Raw genomic sequence first — 14,225 nt, 5'->3', positions numbered from 1 at the left:
CACTTTATTCTGCAAAGAACTGGTGGAAATAAGGAATGGTTTCGATGCCCTTATAATAGTTCTCGATATTGTATTTCTCATTCGGGCTATGCAATCCGTCATTATCCAGTCCGAAGCCCATGAAGATGATTTTAGTGCCCAGCTCGCTTTCGAGTGTATGACAAATAGGAATACTGCCGCCACCTTTTACCGGTATCGGTGTTTTGCCAAAAGTAGCTTCCAGCGCCTTGCTTGCCGCCTGGTAACCCTTACTGTCGATTGGTGTACCGTAAGGCTCGCCACCATGATGTTCAAAAGCATTCACTGTTACGCAGGAAGGGGCTATTTTTCTGAAATGAGCTAATAATAATTCAGTGATCTTTTCGCTGGTTTGATTAGGAACCAGTCTTGCAGAGATCTTCGCCGTTGCCTTGGCTGGTAACACCGTTTTCGCTCCTTCACCGGTATAGCCGCCCCAGATACCGTTAAGTTCCAGTGTTGGTCTGATGCCGGTGCGTTCATAAGTGCTAAAGCCCTTCTCACCCCATAATTCCTGGATGCCAATTTCGTCTTTATATTCCTGTTCGTTAAAAGGCGCTTTATTGATCAACGCTCTTTCTTCTTCCAAAACCACATTTACGTCATCGTAAAATCCAGGTATGGTAATATGGTTGTTTTCATCGTGACAGCTGGCGATCATTTTAGATAATACTACTATCGGATTGGCCACTGCTCCTCCATAAGTACCGCTATGCAGGTCGCGCGCTGCCGCGGTTATTTCCACTTCAATATAGCTTAGCCCACGCACGCCCGTGTCAAGAGACGGGTTCTCCATGCTCAGCAAAGAACTATCGCTGATGAGGATCACGTCGGCTTTTAATAGCTCTTTATTGGCTGCTACAAACCTGCCCAGGTTAGAGAGAGCCTACTTCTTCCTCGCCTTCAATAATAAACTTAATATTGGTAGTCATGGTATTGGTTTTCACCATGGTTTCCAGGGCTTTCACATGCATGTAAAACTGTCCCTTATCGTCTGCGCTGCCGCGGCGCGAATACTTTTTCATCTTTAATAGTAGGCTCAAAAGGAGGTGTATGCCACAGCTCCAGTGGTTCCACAGGCTGTACGTCATAATGCCCGTAAACCAATACGGTAGGTTTTGTCGGATCAATCATTTTTTCGCCATAAACCACCGGATGCCCGCCCGTATCCATCACTTCAGCTTTATCACAACCACTGGCCAGTAAAGATGCCTTCACCGCTTCAGCGCACCGGATCATATCATCTTTATGTTCACTTTTAGCGCTGATTGATGGAATACGTAACAGATCCATCATTTCTTTCAAAAATCTTTCCTGGTTTTGCTCCTGGTATTCTTTCCAAACTTGGCTCATATAGAATGTTTTATTATGCTTACGAAGGTAGTAGATTTAGATAATTTTTATACCAGGACAATGATAAGTGGCATCGGATGATAAATTTCAAAAAAACAAAGCCGTTTTCAATATATTCTATACTCTCTTACACTCATATGGCATTGACGATAAAATTCTCTTTATTTAACTGGTTTATAGTATTTTTGCGGCGGATTAGCCTTTAAACATTACCCCCTCTAGGCCAAAACAAAATGAGAACTTATTTTATTGTAGTTACTTTGTTCTGTGCCCTTTTATTTAGTTGCAAAAAAGGAACCCAGGGCAGAAATGGTACTGACGGAACAGACGGTACTGATGGTGCCAATGGCACTAATGGCAAAAATAGCCTGATCGATTTTGTAACCGAGCCCGCAGGTACTAACTGTGCCAATGGAGGGTATAAGGTACTTTCCGGAATAGATCTGAATGGGAATAGCGTATTGGATGCCAGCGAAGTGCAGGTTACCAAATACCTGTGTAACGGTACCAATGGCAACGGAGGTACCGGCAGCAATGGCAGAAATTCGCTGATCTCCTTTGTAACAGAAAGTGCGGGAACCAATTGCGCAAAAGGTGGATATAAGGTTACTTCAGGCGTAGATACCAATGGCAATAATGTGCTGGATGCTGCTGAAGTGCAAACCACTGCCTATATCTGCAATGGAAATGATGGACTCAGCACCCTGACCTCAGTTGTGGCAGAAGCTGCCGGCGCCAATTGTGCCAGCGGCGGTTTTAAAATAAGTGCGGGTTTAGATATTAATCGTAACAATGTATTGGATAACAGTGAAGTGCAAAGCACGCAATATATCTGTAATGCGGCAGGCGGTACCGGCACCAATGGTTATAACAGCCTGGTAGATGTGGTACCCGAGCCTATCGGTGCCAATTGCGCAGGTGGTGGTACCCGTATCAATTATGGTACGGACATGAACCGGAATAATGTGTTAGATCAATCTGAGATTAGTAAGACTTCTTATATGTGTAATGCCAACCGGGTGTATGCGACAGTGGTAAGCCAGCAGGGAACCGGCGCTCCGGTAGGAGTTCCATTAGTAAATAACCTGGGCGTTACTGTTACATGGAGCCGGACAGCTGCAGGAAAGTATACCGGTACTATCAGTCCTGCAATAAACACGGCAAAAACCCTGGTGTTAAGCAACAATACCAATGTTACCACTACCTTGATTTCAGGAAACACGATCAACCTGGAAAATGTTTGTTCAACATCGCCCATAACTTATTGCGATAACTTCTTAAATGTTACCGTAGGTCTTTTGGTGGTAGATTAATGCGACGCTATTAGCCTCTTTTTAAATATAGCCCTGGCCCATGCGCCGGGGCTTTTTTGTGCATGGGGCCGATGCCTGATTACTCAAATACAGGGATCTGGTTTCTTAATTCAGTTACACATTTCCAAACCTCTTCAATAGCAAAATCAATGTGAGTTGCTGTAGTAAACCTGCCCAGGCTAAAGCGCAGCGCAGCGCGCGACACCTGCTCGGGTAAGCCCATTGCGGCCAAAACGTAGGAAGGATCGAGGCTGCCGCTGGTGCAGGCTGACCCCGCCGAAAGTGCCAGTGATTTATTAAGTGCTGATAACAACAGGCTGCTGTTAAGTCCGTTAAATGAAATATTGGAAATATGAGGCAGGCGTTGGGTAATATGCCCGTTCAGCGAACTACCTGGTATTTCGAGTAGTGCCTGGGTAAGTGTATTTCGAAAGGTCTCCAGTCTGGTGGCTTCCGTAGCCATCTCTTCGCTGCATAAAGCACAGGCTTTACCAAAACCTACGATACCCGGCACATTCAAAGTACCGCTTCTGATGTTTTGTTCATGGCCACCTCCCGTAAGTTGAGGCATTATTTTAACCCGGGGATTACGACTTCTGATATATAAAGCGCCCACACCCTTTGGTCCGTACATTTTGTGAGCGCTGCAACTCATGAGGTCTATGCCTGCTTCGTTGGGATGCACGGGTATTTTGCCTACTGCCTGTGTGGCATCGCAAAAAATAATACCTGGCGTTGTTTGCAAATGGCACCTATTCGCGCTACAGGTTGCAGCACGCCGGTTTCATTATTAGAGAACATAACAGCTACTAAAATAGTATGTGGTTGGATTGCTGCTTCCAGCTGTTGCAGATCAATGATCCCATTAGCATCCACATCCAGGTAAGTAACAGATGCTCCTTTTTCTCTCAAAGCCTTACAGGTATCCAAAACGGCTTTGTGCTCTGTTTTGGTGGTAATAATATGATTGCCTTTTACTGCATACATTTCGAAAATGCCCCCGCAATGCCAGGTTACAGGCTTCTGTAGCTCCTGAAGTAAACACAACCTCCCTGGCTGGTACTTGTAACAGTCTGGCTACTCTTTCCCTGGCTTGTTCTACGGCAGCTTCTGCCTGCCAGCTGAAACTATGTACACGGCTGGCGGTATTGCCAAAATATTGCGTAAAATAGGGGAGCATTTCCTGCACTACTCTTTCATCGCAGGGCGTTGTAGCGCTGTAGTCCATGTACACGGGCATCTCTTTTACCATCAGCTAAAGGTAATAAAAAGGGACAGGAACTATAAAACGGTGATTATTGTACGGGTTCGCTTTGGTTAATACCCAGTAACGTTAGTGCAGTGTTAGCAGCAATTTGAGAAGCGTCTTTCTTATTGAAAGCGCTGCCTTGTGCAAGGGCTTCTCCATCTACAACGGCGGCCATGGTAAATAACCTCCGGCCATTTTCTATCTTTTCACTCAGGAGGTTAAATTCAAGCACTTTGCCATTGCGGTTAGCCCAGCCGTATAGTTTGTTTTTGTGATTGATCTCCCGGGTTTCCAACTCGTCCATAAACATGTGCGGCCCTATCAGGTAGTCCTGTACCCATCTACAAGTGCGTTTATACCCATAATCCAGGTAAATAGCGCCTACCAGGGCTTCCAGTGTATTCCCAAAAATATGGCTGGTTTTAAGACAGTTGTCGAGCTTGTTGAATTTGGCAATCTTTTTCAAGCCCATTTTTACCGCCACATCATTCAGCTGCTGGCGGTTCACCATTTTACTGCGCATTTCGGTAAGAAAACCTTCACCGTGATAGGGGTAGCGTCTGAAAAGGTAGTCGGCTGTTATGGAACTAAGTATTGCATCGCCCAGGTACTCCAGCCTTTCGTTGTTTTCATCTACGTTTTCGCTGATAGACCGGTGGGTTAGGGCCGTTTTATAAAGTTGAAAGTTATCGGGTGCAAAACCCAATATATTCTTCAACTCTTTTTTAAGAGATGTATCAGAACTCCTGGAAAAAAGGTCCCTAATAAAACTCACTTATGTTTATGTGTATTTCTTTACAATAACACAGGCATTATGCCCTCCAAAACCGAAAGTATTGCTTAAGGCAGCGTTTACCACGCGGTTTTGTGCTTTGTTAAAGGTAAAATTTAATTTCGGATCCAGATCCGGATCGTCTGTAAAATGATTGATCGTTGGCGGAACAATATCGTGCATAACACTTTTGATGCAGGCAATGGCTTCAATTACACCCGCAGCTCCCAGGCAATGGCCTGTCATACTTTTGGTAGAACTGATGTTAAGTTTATAGGAGTGTTCTCCAAAAACATCAAGGATGGCCTTGGTTTCAGCTACATCTCCCAATGGAGTAGAGGTTCCGTGTGTATTGATATAATCTATATCGGTAATGCTCAGGCCGGCATCGCTTAAAGCCGCCAGCATTACATTTTTAGCGCCCAACCCTTCAGGATGAGGAGCTGTAATATGGTAAGCATCGGCACTGGCGCCACCACCTACTATTTCGCAGTAGATTTTTGCGCCCCTAGCTTTTGCATGTTCTAATTCTTCCAGTATTAAAATACCTGCTGCTTCACCCATTACAAAGCCATCACGATCTTTGTCATAAGGTCTGCTGGCAGGCAGCAGCCGGGTCGTCGTTACGTTCGCTCATGGCTTTCATAGCATTAAAGCCGCCAACACCAGCTTCGCTGATAACGGCTTCACTACCACCTGTAACAATAATATCTGCTTTGCCTAAGCGTAGTAAGTTGATCGCATCGATCATCGCATTGGTGCTGCTGGCACAGGCACTGGTTACCGCGTAGTTAGGACCACGTAGATTATGCCGCATGCTCACCTGTCCTGCAGCAATATCCAGGATCATTTTAGGAATAAAGAAAGGGTTAAAACGGGGAGTGCCATCGCCTTTGGCGAAATCCATTACCTCGTTCTGGAAAGTAATTAAGCCTCCGATACCGCTGCCCAGTACCACACCAATTCTGTCGGGGTTGATATTTTCTTTATTCAGCCCTGCATCGGCCATTGCCTGGTCGCTTGCCACTAGTGCAAACTGGGAAAAGCGGTCTATTTTACGAGCCTCTTTTTTATCCAGGAAATTGGTAGGTTCGAAGTTCTTTACTTCACAGGCAAACCGGGTTCTGAACTTCGATGCATCAAACTGGGTGATAGGTGCGGCACCTGATACGCCATTGATCAATCCGTTCCAATATTCGTCTACCGTATTCCCCAGCGGTGTCAAAGCACCCATACCAGTAATTACTACCCTTTTAAATTCCATTAGCTCTACGTTAATAAAAACCGCCTTTGCATGGGTAACCACTTCAAAGGCGGATATAAAATTTTGCTAGCGGATCGCCGGTAAGCCCGGCAACCGAAGCATTTGTTTCTAAAGTTATTACTTAGCGTGCTCTTCTAAGTAAGATACAGCCTGGCCTACAGTGGTAATTGTTTCAGCCTGCTCATCAGGAATAGAAATGTTGAATTCTTTTTCAAATTCCATAATCAACTCAACGGTATCGAGAGAATCTGCGCCCAAATCGTTGGTAAAAGATGCTTCGGTAGTTACTTCTGCTTCGTCAACGCCTAATTTGTCAACGATGATTTTCTTTACTCTTGATGCAATGTCTGACATATCTGATTGTTTTTGTTTGTTGAGTGCAAAAATAGAGTTTTTGACTAAATAAGTATGAGAAACAAAAAAAATGTAAAAATGTTGTCATGCTTTAAAAAAGTTGAATTTAAGCCAAAAAAAACACTATTTTACAAACAACGGTTATCGTAAAATCAGTCTTGTAAAACAATCCGGATGGCCTTAAAAATTATAGATTACGGTACAAAAGTATCAGCAAATGATCGACCTGCGCAACGAAATTCTGCGCAAACCATTGGGGATGGAACTGGAAGGCACCGATATTGAGGCAGACAGGGAAAATATACTGATCGGTGCGTTTGAAGAAGAAAAAATGCTGGGTTGCTGCATGTTGGTGAAGGTGGCGATATTGGCGTTATCTTGAGACAAATGGCGGTAAGAAACCAATTGCAGGGGAAAGGGATTGGCCGTGCCCTGATGGAATTTGCTGAAACAATAGCACGGGACATAGGTTACCGCGAGATATCAATGCATGCCCGCTCGAGCGCAGCCGGGTTTTATGAAAAAATGGGATACATTATTACAGGCGATGAATTTCTAAAGCTTTCCATTGCCCATATCCTGATGAAGAAACGTATTAATTAGCAGTCTTATATTTTGCTTTTCAACAGATCTCTGAAACGCTGCAGTGTTTCCAGGTCATCAAATGCGTTTTTAGGAACCAGCAGAAACGATTTGGCATCAAAATACAGGTGAAAGAAATTAGGCGTTTCCTTATAATTACGTAAGGCTGTGTAAGGCCAGCTTCTTTTTCCCCGTTCATGCTCCAGTGTAAAGTCGGTATCATTAAAATACATATTAAATGAATGCTGAAATGTTTTGGCCTGCCGGTACACTGCGGTAGGTAAAATAAACCACAAGCTGGCCATTAATACGATCCAGAGAAAGGAATAGGTAAGGAAGGCGGTAGGGGTGATCTTTCCCAATGCATATAATACCAGCGATAAAATGGCAAACGCATTCACCAGTATAATCATAATACGGAGTTCCGTTTTAGATATAAAATGATAGCGTAAGGCCTGAATTACCTGTTTTTTATCGTAATCGAATGAAATGGTCATTATATATATAAGGAGTACTTGAAAACAAATGGAGGATAAGAAAAAAGCGAAGCGTTGCCGCCTCGCTTTACTATTTTAATACTGTTACCAGCTTATTTATTCATCATCGACTTAGCTTCGATGCTCAAAGTAGCATGAGGCACGGCACGCAAGCGGGCTTTGTCGATAAGGTTACCTGTTACGCGGCAAATACCGTATGTTTTGTTTTCAACACGCATTAACGCTTTCTCCAGGTGGTCGATAAAAGTAATCTGGCGGCTTGCTAATTGGCTCAGTTGCTCGCGTTCCATACTTACACTGCCATCTTCCATAGTCATATAACGACCTTCGTCCATATCACCACCTTCATCACGACGGGTGATAAGTCCCTGTAAATAGGCCAGCTCTTTTTTGCGGCGTCTAACTTTCTAAGGATAATCTCTTTGAACTCCTGTAAATCACTATCTGAATACCTTACTACTGATTTCACTTTTTCGTTTTTATGGGTGTCTAAAATGCTTTTGGTAAAATCCGGTGTGTACTTTACTGCACTTTTGGTAGACAGTTTAGGTACTACAGGGGTTTACCTGTTTCTTTTCTGGGTGGTACTTTGGGTACCGGCTTTTTTTGCGGCGGTGCCTGTGTTTTTTCTACAACTACTTTGCTGGCCGCCGTTTTTTTAGGGATCACTTTTACAACGGTTTTAGCAGGCTCCACCTTCTTGGCCGGTGCTTTAGCAACCTTTGCAGGTTCTGCTTTTTTAGGCACTGCTTTGGCTACAGTTTTAGCGGGAGCGGGTTTTTTGCTGGCAGCTTTAGCCGGAGTTGCACCACCTGCCGGACGGGCAGTTTTTTTGGAGCCGCTCCCCCTGCAGATGGCGCAGGTTTTTTAGCAGGAGCTTTTGCTACCGCTTTTGTTGGAGCTGTTTTCTTGGCCGGAGCTGTTTTCTTAACCGGTGTGCTTTTTTTGTAGCCATTTATTTTACCCTTTTTTAGAAACAATCGTTTTTAAAATGTTCTCGTTAACATCAATTTCTATACCATTGTCGGATGTAACAGCCTGAAAATATAAATTTTCTGCGAGAATTTCCGCGCAAATATAATCTTTATAGGCCGTCAGCGAATCTTTTAATGTTTCACTTGTGTCAATAACAACATTTATCTTATCTGTAAGTTCAAAACCACTATCCTTCCTGATCTTCTGAATACGGTTGATAAACTCACGAGCGTCGCCTTCCTGTTGTAATTCGGGGTGATGGTAATATCCAGAGCTACTGTAAGCGCTCCTTTGGAGGCCACTGTCCAGCCCGGAATATCTTCGCTGTTAATGTCTACTTCGTTCACGTTCAGTGATACGGTTTCGCCATCAATAAGCAATTCATAATTACCTTCTTTTTCGAGGCGACTGATGTCTTCCTGGCTGAATTGAGCCAGCGCACCAGAAACTGCCTTCATTTTAGGACCCAGCTTTTTACCCAAAGCAACGAAGTTTGGTTTGATCTTTTTCTTGATAAAACCTTCCGTTTCGGTAAGATAAGCTATTTCTTTCACATTTACTTCTGATTTGATCAGTTCTTCGATCTTTTCCAGCTGATCTTTCATCGAAGGGTTTAAAACCGGGATCAACACTTTTTGCAAAGGCTGACGTACTTTAATATTCACCTTCTTTCTTAAGGATAAGATCAGTGAAGAAGCATCCTGGGCCAGTTGCATTCTTTCCTCCAGCGATGGGTCTATAAGGGCTTCATCGGCTTTTGGGAAAAAGGCGTGATGCACACTTTCTGCGCTATGACGCTGGGTAATGCTGTTCAGGTTACGGAATACCGCATCACTGAAGAAGGGGGCAATAGGAGCCATCAACCGGCATACGGTCTCCAGGCATTCATACAAAGTCTGGTAAGCAGATACTTTATCTGCCTCATACTCTCCCCCGCCTGCCTGGGCTGAACCTGAGCTACGGCGGGCAGGCTTCCAGAACCGGCGGCGGCAAAGACGTACGTACCAGTTACTTAAATGCTCATCTACAAAATCTTCTATTAAACGCCCGGCCTGCGTCGGCTCGTAGTCGTCCATCGCCACATGTACATTTTTTACCAGGGTATTGAGCGAAGAAATGATCCAGCGGTCGATTTCCGGCCTTTCGTTCATTTGCAGGTAAGGCTCTTTAAAGGTAAAGCCATCAACATTAGCATATAAAGCGAAAAACTGGTAGGTATTATATAAAGTACCAAAGAATTTGCGTTGTACTTCTTTAATACCATCAATATCAAATTTAAGATTGTCCCAGGGCGATGCATTGGTGATCAGGTACCAGCGGGTAGCATCAGCACCAAATTTTTCAATGGTGTCGAACGGATCCACCACGTTGCCGAGGCGCTTACTCATCTTGTTGCCGTTTTTATCCAGCACCAAACCGTTGCTCACCACTGTTTTAAAGGCAACATTTTCGTATAACAAAGAGCCGATGGCATGCAGGGTATAAAACCAGCCACGGGTTTGATCTACGCCTTCACAGATAAAGTCGGCCGGGAAATTGTGATCAAAGGGCTGATTGAACGGTTTCGGATCTCCGGCTTTCAGCTTTTCGTAATCCAGTCCCCATTGTGCATAAGGCATGGCCCCACTATCAAACCATACGTCGATCAGGTCGGGCTCACGGCGCATCGGTTTTCCACTATCGCTTACCAGTATCACTTCATCCACATAAGGTTTATGCAGGTCGAGGATGCCATCGTGCAGGTAATGTTTGTTAACCTCTCCGCCCAAAACTTCGCTGGCCTTCTTGATCTCGGTATTTAACTCCTCATAGAACCGATGCATTTGATCTCTTCCCCATCCTCAGTGCTCCAAACGGGCAACGGCGTTCCCCAGAAGCGGCTACGGCTCAGGTTCCAGTCTACCATATTCTCCAGCCAGTTACCAAATCGGCCTTCGCCGGTTGACTTGGGCTTCCAGTGTATGGTTTTGTTCAACTCCACCATTTTATCGCGCAGGGCCGTGGTTCTGATAAACCAGGCATCCAGCGGGTAGTATAAAACAGGTTTATCGGTACGCCAGCAGTGCGGGTAATTGTGCTCGTATTTCTCTACCTTAAAGGTTCTGCCTTTCAATTTCAGGTCTACCGAAATATCAACGTTTACATCAACATAGTTGGCTTCGTCTTTATAATCCTTTACATAACGGCCGCTATATTCTCCCACACCGGGAACAAATTTCCCTTCACGGTCTACTAGGGTCACAATGCCCAGGTTGTTTTTCTGACCTACTTTATAGTCATCTGCACCAAAAGCAGGAGCCGTATGCACGATACCGGTTCCGTCTTCTGTGGTAACGAAATCGCCGATCACAACTTTAAATGGATCTGCATCCGGCGTGATGGCTTGTACCGCTTCAAGGCTGTTGGCCTCAAAAGGCATCAACTGCTCATATCTTAACCCCTCCAGTTCTTTGCCGGTGAAAGTGCTAATCACCTTCCAGGGGATAATCTTATCTTCTTTCTGGTAAGCTGCCAGATCCGCATCTTTACCCTCTGCTTTAAAATACTTATGCAGCAAAGCCGTTGCTATTACCACATTTTGTGCCTCATGTGTATATGGATTGAAGGATTGAACCAGGCTGTACTCAATATTGGGTCCCACAGTTAAGCCCAGGTTAGAAGGTAAGGTCCATGGGGTAGTGGTCCAGGCCATTAAAAAACATCACCAGCTATATCAGCCAGCTTTTCATTTTTAACCGCCTTAAATAATACGGTGGCACTGGTATCTTTTACATCCTTATAAGTTCCAGGCTGGTTGAGCTCATGCGAGCTGAGGCCTGTACCGGCAGCAGGAGAATAAGGCTGGATGCTCACGCTTTTGTATAAAAGCCCCTTATTGAACAATTGCTTTAAGATCCACCACAGCGTTTCAATATATTCATTTTTGAAAGTGATATAGGGATCATTCAGGTCAACCCAATAGCCCATTTTACGGGTAAGGTCGTCCCACTGGCTTTTAAAGCGCAGTACGGCTTCCCGGCATTTCTGGTTGTATTCTTCAACCGTAATTTTTTTGCCAATATCTTCTTTGGTAATGCCCAGCTCTTTTTCTACACCTAACTCAACGGGCAGGCCATGCGTATCCCAGCCGCCTTTGCGTTTTACCTGGAAGCCCTGCATGGTTTTATACCGGCAAACCAGGTCTTTAAGGGTGCGCGAAATAACGTGGTGAATGCCCGGCATGCCGTTGGCACTGGGTGGCCCTTCGTAAAAAACAAAGGCTCAGCGCCTTCTCTCAAAGAAACACTTTTCTCAAACGCCTCATTTGCTGTCCAGTTCGATAATATTTCCTTTTCTATTGCGGGTAGATTCAAACCCGAAAACTCCTGATATTTTGCACTCATAATACGCTAAAAAATGAGTGCAAAGGTAAGGAATATAGGGCTTTTATACTGTATCCGCCTCTCAGCCGGGTAAAATAGCCCGAAATGGATTATCTTCCGCCATTAGGTAAACGAATACTTCCTCTTGCTATGAACCGATCAGAATTTTTCAAAACTATTTTTAAGATTACGCTGGTATGGATATTGCTCAGCTCAGTTTTCCCGGCCATGAGTCAAAACGGCCCTACCGGTCTGCGTTGTGAATACCGGGAACCCCCTTGGTATTGATCAGTCGAAACCCAGATTAAGCTGGCAGTGGACAAACGCCAAAACGGCTACTCAAACTTCCTACCGGATACTGGTGGCTTCTGATAAAAAACTGTTGCTTAAGGGTAGGGCGGATATTTGGGACAGCCAGGTTCAAACCGGCGATGCGCAAATGATTTATTTTAATGGCAATTCGCTGAAGGCACATACCCGGTACTGGTGGAGGGTGGAAGCACAGGCCGGTAATAAATCTTTTAAATCGGCCCCGGTTTGGTTTGAAACAGCTAAAATGCAGGCTTCTGACTGGACCGGCGAATGGATTACCGATAACCAGAGTATCGAATATGATGCTTCTCCCCGGTTCAGGAAGATTTTTAGCGCCGAAAGCAAAATCGTTTCAGCCAGATGTTATATCAGCGGGCTGGGATACTACCAGCTTTATATTAACGGCGAATGTCTCAATCCCCATTCCCTGGATCCCGGGTTTACCGATTACAGCAAACGCATATTATATAATGTGTATGATATTACTGGAAAATTGAAAAGGGGCGATAATTGTATCGGTATACAGTTGGGCAATGGCTGGTTTAACGAACAAACGCCAACGGTATGGAATTTTCATAAAGCACCCTGGCGCAAACGTCCGCAGGCGATAGGCGAAGTTCATATAGTATATGCAAACAGTACCAAAGAGATTATTAAAACAGGCGCGGACTGGCTTACGGCAACCGGCCCTGTTCGCTTTGATAATATTCATGCCGGAACTACTTATGATGCCACAAAAGAAGAAACAGGATGGGCTACTGCAGGTTTTGACGCGCAGGGTTGGCAGCCGGCAATAGTTACAGCAGCCACGGCTCCGCTTATGGAAGCCCAGTCGATGCCATCCATCGGCGTGTCAGAAGTGTTGCGGGCAAAATCGATAAAAAGATCAATGATACCTGCTATGTGTTCGATATGGGTGTCAATTTTGCTGGTGTGCCCCAACTGCATATAAGAGGCGAGGGGGGAACCCGGGTTACTTTACGCCATGCGGAAATGACAGATAGTACCGGCCGCATTGATCAGCGTAATATTAATATGCATTTAAGACCCCGGAATCCGAGGGATGTGATCCAGATGGACATCTATCATCTGAAAGGTACAGGTAAAGAAACTTTTGTTCCTGATTTTACTTATCATGGATTCAGGTATATCGAAATGACATCTGATAAAAAGATTGATCTTTCTACCATTACCATGGAGGGCCTGCGCATGCATAGCCTGGTGGATAAAGCGGGCAGCTTTAAAAGCTCGAATCCATTGTTAAACCAGATTTTCGATATCTGCAGCAATTCTTATCTCAGCAATTTATTTGGTATTCCTACCGACTGTCCCACCCGCGAAAAAATGGCTGGATGGCCGATGGCTTTATGGTGCAGGAAGCAGGTATGCTCAGCTATAACTCGGGCAGCATCTATGCCAAATGGGTGAAGGATATGACTGATGCGCAAAGCGCAGATGGTAATGTGCCGGGCATTGTACCCACTTCCTGGAACTGGAATTCAGAATGGGCCGGGCCCGTATGGGACGCCGCTATATTCATTGTGCCGTCCCTATTGTATCAATACTATGGTGATGTAGAAAGTATACGCAGTGTGTATCCTACAGCTCAACGGTATTTAAAATACCTGGCTACTATCGAAAACGATAAGGGACTTTTAAAAGACGGCCTGGGAGACTGGCTGTACTATAAGGCCATCACGCCTAATGATTTTATGGTGTCCTGTTATTATTACTGGGACTATGTCTTGATGTCGCGCATGGCGGCTTTGTTAGGTAAACCAGAAGAGGAGAAGCAGTATGCAGCCAAAGCCGAAGATCTTAAAGCACGCATCAATAAACATTATTTCGATGAACAGAAAATGACTTATGCGAATCAAACGCAGCTCTCTTATGCATTGCCATTGTACATGAATATTGCGCCGCAGAAGTACCGGGAAACACTGGCTAAAAAGCTGGACAAAACAATAGCTTCCAATAACTATAGTCTTGATTTTGGCTTTATAGGTTCATTGATCGTGCCGGAAGTATTGTCCAGGTTTGGTTATACAGAAACAGTATATAAAATGGTAACCAAGGAAACCCTTCCGTCCTGGGGATACTGGATCAAAAATTATGATGCCACCAGCCTTTTTGAAACCTGGGATGTCGGCAGGAATATTGGTGATGCTTCGCGT

Annotated in this window: 16 protein-coding genes and 4 pseudogenes; 5 read left to right on the top strand and 15 right to left on the bottom strand. The window is 44.7% G+C overall.

The features are described 5' to 3' along the window. Positions 1-4 precede the first annotated feature (4 nt). The 3 genes from MKP07_RS02705 to MKP07_RS37535 are packed head-to-tail and all read right to left on the bottom strand — an operon-like array spanning position 5 to position 1,371. Positions 5-847, bottom strand: a complete 843-nt coding sequence (locus MKP07_RS02705; protein ID WP_240844891.1) for a M20/M25/M40 family metallo-hydrolase — start codon at positions 845-847, stop codon at positions 5-7. Between the two features lie 46 nt (positions 848-893). After that, on the bottom strand, positions 894-1,043 hold the full coding sequence (locus MKP07_RS37540; RefSeq protein ID WP_262919123.1) for a M20/M25/M40 family metallo-hydrolase: 150 nt from the start codon (positions 1,041-1,043) through the stop codon (positions 894-896). Beyond that, positions 1,006-1,371 (bottom strand): zinc-binding metallopeptidase family protein, encoded by a 366-nt coding sequence (locus MKP07_RS37535; protein WP_262919122.1) that lies wholly within the window; start codon positions 1,369-1,371, stop codon positions 1,006-1,008. Before MKP07_RS37535 ends, MKP07_RS37540 begins: the two co-directional genes overlap by 38 nt. 233 nt (positions 1,372-1,604) lie before the next feature. Here MKP07_RS37535 and MKP07_RS02695 point away from each other — a divergent pair, with 233 nt between their 5' ends. Continuing rightward, positions 1,605-2,684, top strand: coding sequence for a DUF7151 family protein (locus tag MKP07_RS02695; protein WP_240844890.1), 1,080 nt, complete (start codon positions 1,605-1,607; stop codon positions 2,682-2,684). A 79-nt stretch (positions 2,685-2,763) separates the two neighbouring features. Here MKP07_RS02695 and MKP07_RS02690 read toward each other — a convergent pair. The 5 genes and pseudogenes from MKP07_RS02690 to MKP07_RS02665 all read right to left on the bottom strand — a co-directional run bounded on the left by MKP07_RS02690 (position 2,764) and on the right by MKP07_RS02665 (position 6,323). After that, positions 2,764-3,671 (bottom strand): annotated as a pseudogene (locus MKP07_RS02690) (cysteine desulfurase family protein). Next, on the bottom strand, positions 3,601-3,936 hold the full coding sequence (locus MKP07_RS02680; protein WP_240844887.1) for an aminotransferase class V-fold PLP-dependent enzyme: 336 nt from the start codon (positions 3,934-3,936) through the stop codon (positions 3,601-3,603). Before MKP07_RS02680 ends, MKP07_RS02690 begins: the two are co-directional and overlap by 71 nt. Positions 3,937-3,979: 43 nt before the next feature. Beyond that, the gene (gene rnc, locus MKP07_RS02675) at positions 3,980-4,651 is read right to left on the bottom strand and encodes a ribonuclease III (RefSeq protein ID WP_240844886.1); all 672 of its coding nucleotides are present in this window, start codon (positions 4,649-4,651) and stop codon (positions 3,980-3,982) included. A gap of 63 nt (positions 4,652-4,714) precedes the next feature. Further along, positions 4,715-5,969: pseudogene (gene fabF, locus MKP07_RS02670) on the bottom strand (beta-ketoacyl-ACP synthase II). Positions 5,970-6,086: 117 nt separating this feature from the next. Next, the gene (locus MKP07_RS02665; protein ID WP_114792255.1) at positions 6,087-6,323 is read right to left on the bottom strand and encodes an acyl carrier protein; all 237 of its coding nucleotides are present in this window, start codon (positions 6,321-6,323) and stop codon (positions 6,087-6,089) included. A gap of 217 nt (positions 6,324-6,540) precedes the next feature. Here MKP07_RS02665 and MKP07_RS02660 point away from each other — a divergent pair, with 217 nt between their 5' ends. Beyond that, the gene (locus MKP07_RS02660; RefSeq protein WP_240844885.1) at positions 6,541-6,705 is read left to right on the top strand and encodes a hypothetical protein; all 165 of its coding nucleotides are present in this window, start codon (positions 6,541-6,543) and stop codon (positions 6,703-6,705) included. Then, positions 6,663-6,926, top strand: coding sequence for a GNAT family N-acetyltransferase (locus MKP07_RS02655; RefSeq protein ID WP_240844884.1), 264 nt, complete (start codon positions 6,663-6,665; stop codon positions 6,924-6,926). The genes MKP07_RS02660 and MKP07_RS02655 overlap by 43 nt, the downstream gene beginning before the upstream one ends. Positions 6,927-6,931: 5 nt before the next feature. On the opposite strand, the gene MKP07_RS02650 is transcribed toward MKP07_RS02655, so the two are convergent. The 7 genes and pseudogenes from MKP07_RS02650 to MKP07_RS37520 form a co-directional block, all read right to left on the bottom strand. Continuing rightward, entirely contained in the window at positions 6,932-7,402 is a 471-nt protein-coding gene (locus MKP07_RS02650) for a YcxB family protein (RefSeq protein ID WP_240844883.1), read from the bottom strand. 92 nt (positions 7,403-7,494) lie between these two features. Then, positions 7,495-7,737: a TraR/DksA family transcriptional regulator gene (locus MKP07_RS02645; RefSeq protein WP_240844882.1), complete on the bottom strand. Its 243-nt coding sequence runs from the start codon at positions 7,735-7,737 to the stop codon at positions 7,495-7,497. Then, entirely contained in the window at positions 7,716-7,871 is a 156-nt protein-coding gene (locus tag MKP07_RS02640; protein ID WP_240844881.1) for a hypothetical protein, read from the bottom strand. The genes MKP07_RS02645 and MKP07_RS02640 overlap by 22 nt, the downstream gene beginning before the upstream one ends. Before the next feature lie 83 nt (positions 7,872-7,954). Beyond that, positions 7,955-8,149 carry a hypothetical protein gene (locus MKP07_RS02635; protein WP_240844880.1) on the bottom strand — a complete coding sequence of 65 codons (195 nt, stop codon included), beginning with the start codon at positions 8,147-8,149 and terminating at the stop codon, positions 7,955-7,957. A 213-nt stretch (positions 8,150-8,362) separates the two neighbouring features. Next, positions 8,363-10,200: pseudogene (locus tag MKP07_RS37530) on the bottom strand (DUF5915 domain-containing protein). Then, positions 10,176-11,069, bottom strand: coding sequence for a class I tRNA ligase family protein (locus MKP07_RS37525; protein ID WP_262919121.1), 894 nt, complete (start codon positions 11,067-11,069; stop codon positions 10,176-10,178). The pseudogene MKP07_RS37530 and the gene MKP07_RS37525 overlap by 25 nt, the downstream one beginning before the upstream one ends. Next, the gene (locus MKP07_RS37520) at positions 11,069-11,599 is read right to left on the bottom strand and encodes a class I tRNA ligase family protein (protein WP_262919120.1); all 531 of its coding nucleotides are present in this window, start codon (positions 11,597-11,599) and stop codon (positions 11,069-11,071) included. Before MKP07_RS37520 ends, MKP07_RS37525 begins: the two co-directional genes overlap by 1 nt. A 399-nt stretch (positions 11,600-11,998) precedes the next feature. Here MKP07_RS37520 and MKP07_RS02625 point away from each other — a divergent pair, with 399 nt between their 5' ends. After that, positions 11,999-13,003, top strand: coding sequence for an alpha-L-rhamnosidase N-terminal domain-containing protein (locus tag MKP07_RS02625; protein ID WP_240844879.1), 1,005 nt, complete (start codon positions 11,999-12,001; stop codon positions 13,001-13,003). After that, a pseudogene (locus tag MKP07_RS42000) lies at positions 12,964-14,210 on the top strand (family 78 glycoside hydrolase catalytic domain); the annotation flags it as partial. The gene MKP07_RS02625 and the pseudogene MKP07_RS42000, both read left to right, overlap by 40 nt. Positions 14,211-14,225: the final 15 nt, after the last annotated feature.

Source organism: Paraniabella hibiscisoli (assembly GCF_022512515.1).
In the GTDB taxonomy this organism is placed as follows: domain Bacteria; phylum Bacteroidota; class Bacteroidia; order Chitinophagales; family Chitinophagaceae; genus Niabella; species Niabella hibiscisoli.
This window is presented reverse-complemented; position numbering and strand designations above follow the sequence as displayed.

Excerpts from the sequence above, each read along its gene's own strand:
- MKP07_RS02660 (WP_240844885.1), top strand. The coding sequence starts at position 6,541 with ATGATCGACCTGCGCAACGAAATTCTGCGCAAACCATTGGGGATGGAA.
- MKP07_RS37535 (WP_262919122.1), bottom strand. The coding sequence starts at position 1,371 with ATGAGCCAAGTTTGGAAAGAATACCAGGAGCAAAACCAGGAAAGATTT.
- MKP07_RS37525 (WP_262919121.1), bottom strand. The coding sequence starts at position 11,069 with ATGGCCTGGACCACTACCCCATGGACCTTACCTTCTAACCTGGGCTTA.
- MKP07_RS02665 (WP_114792255.1), bottom strand. The coding sequence starts at position 6,323 with ATGTCAGACATTGCATCAAGAGTAAAGAAAATCATCGTTGACAAATTA.
- MKP07_RS37520 (WP_262919120.1), bottom strand. The coding sequence starts at position 11,599 with ATGCCGGGCATTCACCACGTTATTTCGCGCACCCTTAAAGACCTGGTT.
- MKP07_RS02645 (WP_240844882.1), bottom strand. The coding sequence starts at position 7,737 with ATGGACGAAGGTCGTTATATGACTATGGAAGATGGCAGTGTAAGTATG.
- MKP07_RS02650 (WP_240844883.1), bottom strand. The coding sequence starts at position 7,402 with ATGACCATTTCATTCGATTACGATAAAAAACAGGTAATTCAGGCCTTA.
- MKP07_RS02695 (WP_240844890.1), top strand. The coding sequence starts at position 1,605 with ATGAGAACTTATTTTATTGTAGTTACTTTGTTCTGTGCCCTTTTATTT.
- MKP07_RS37540 (WP_262919123.1), bottom strand. The coding sequence starts at position 1,043 with ATGAAAAAGTATTCGCGCCGCGGCAGCGCAGACGATAAGGGACAGTTT.
- MKP07_RS02680 (WP_240844887.1), bottom strand. The coding sequence starts at position 3,936 with ATGGTAAAAGAGATGCCCGTGTACATGGACTACAGCGCTACAACGCCC.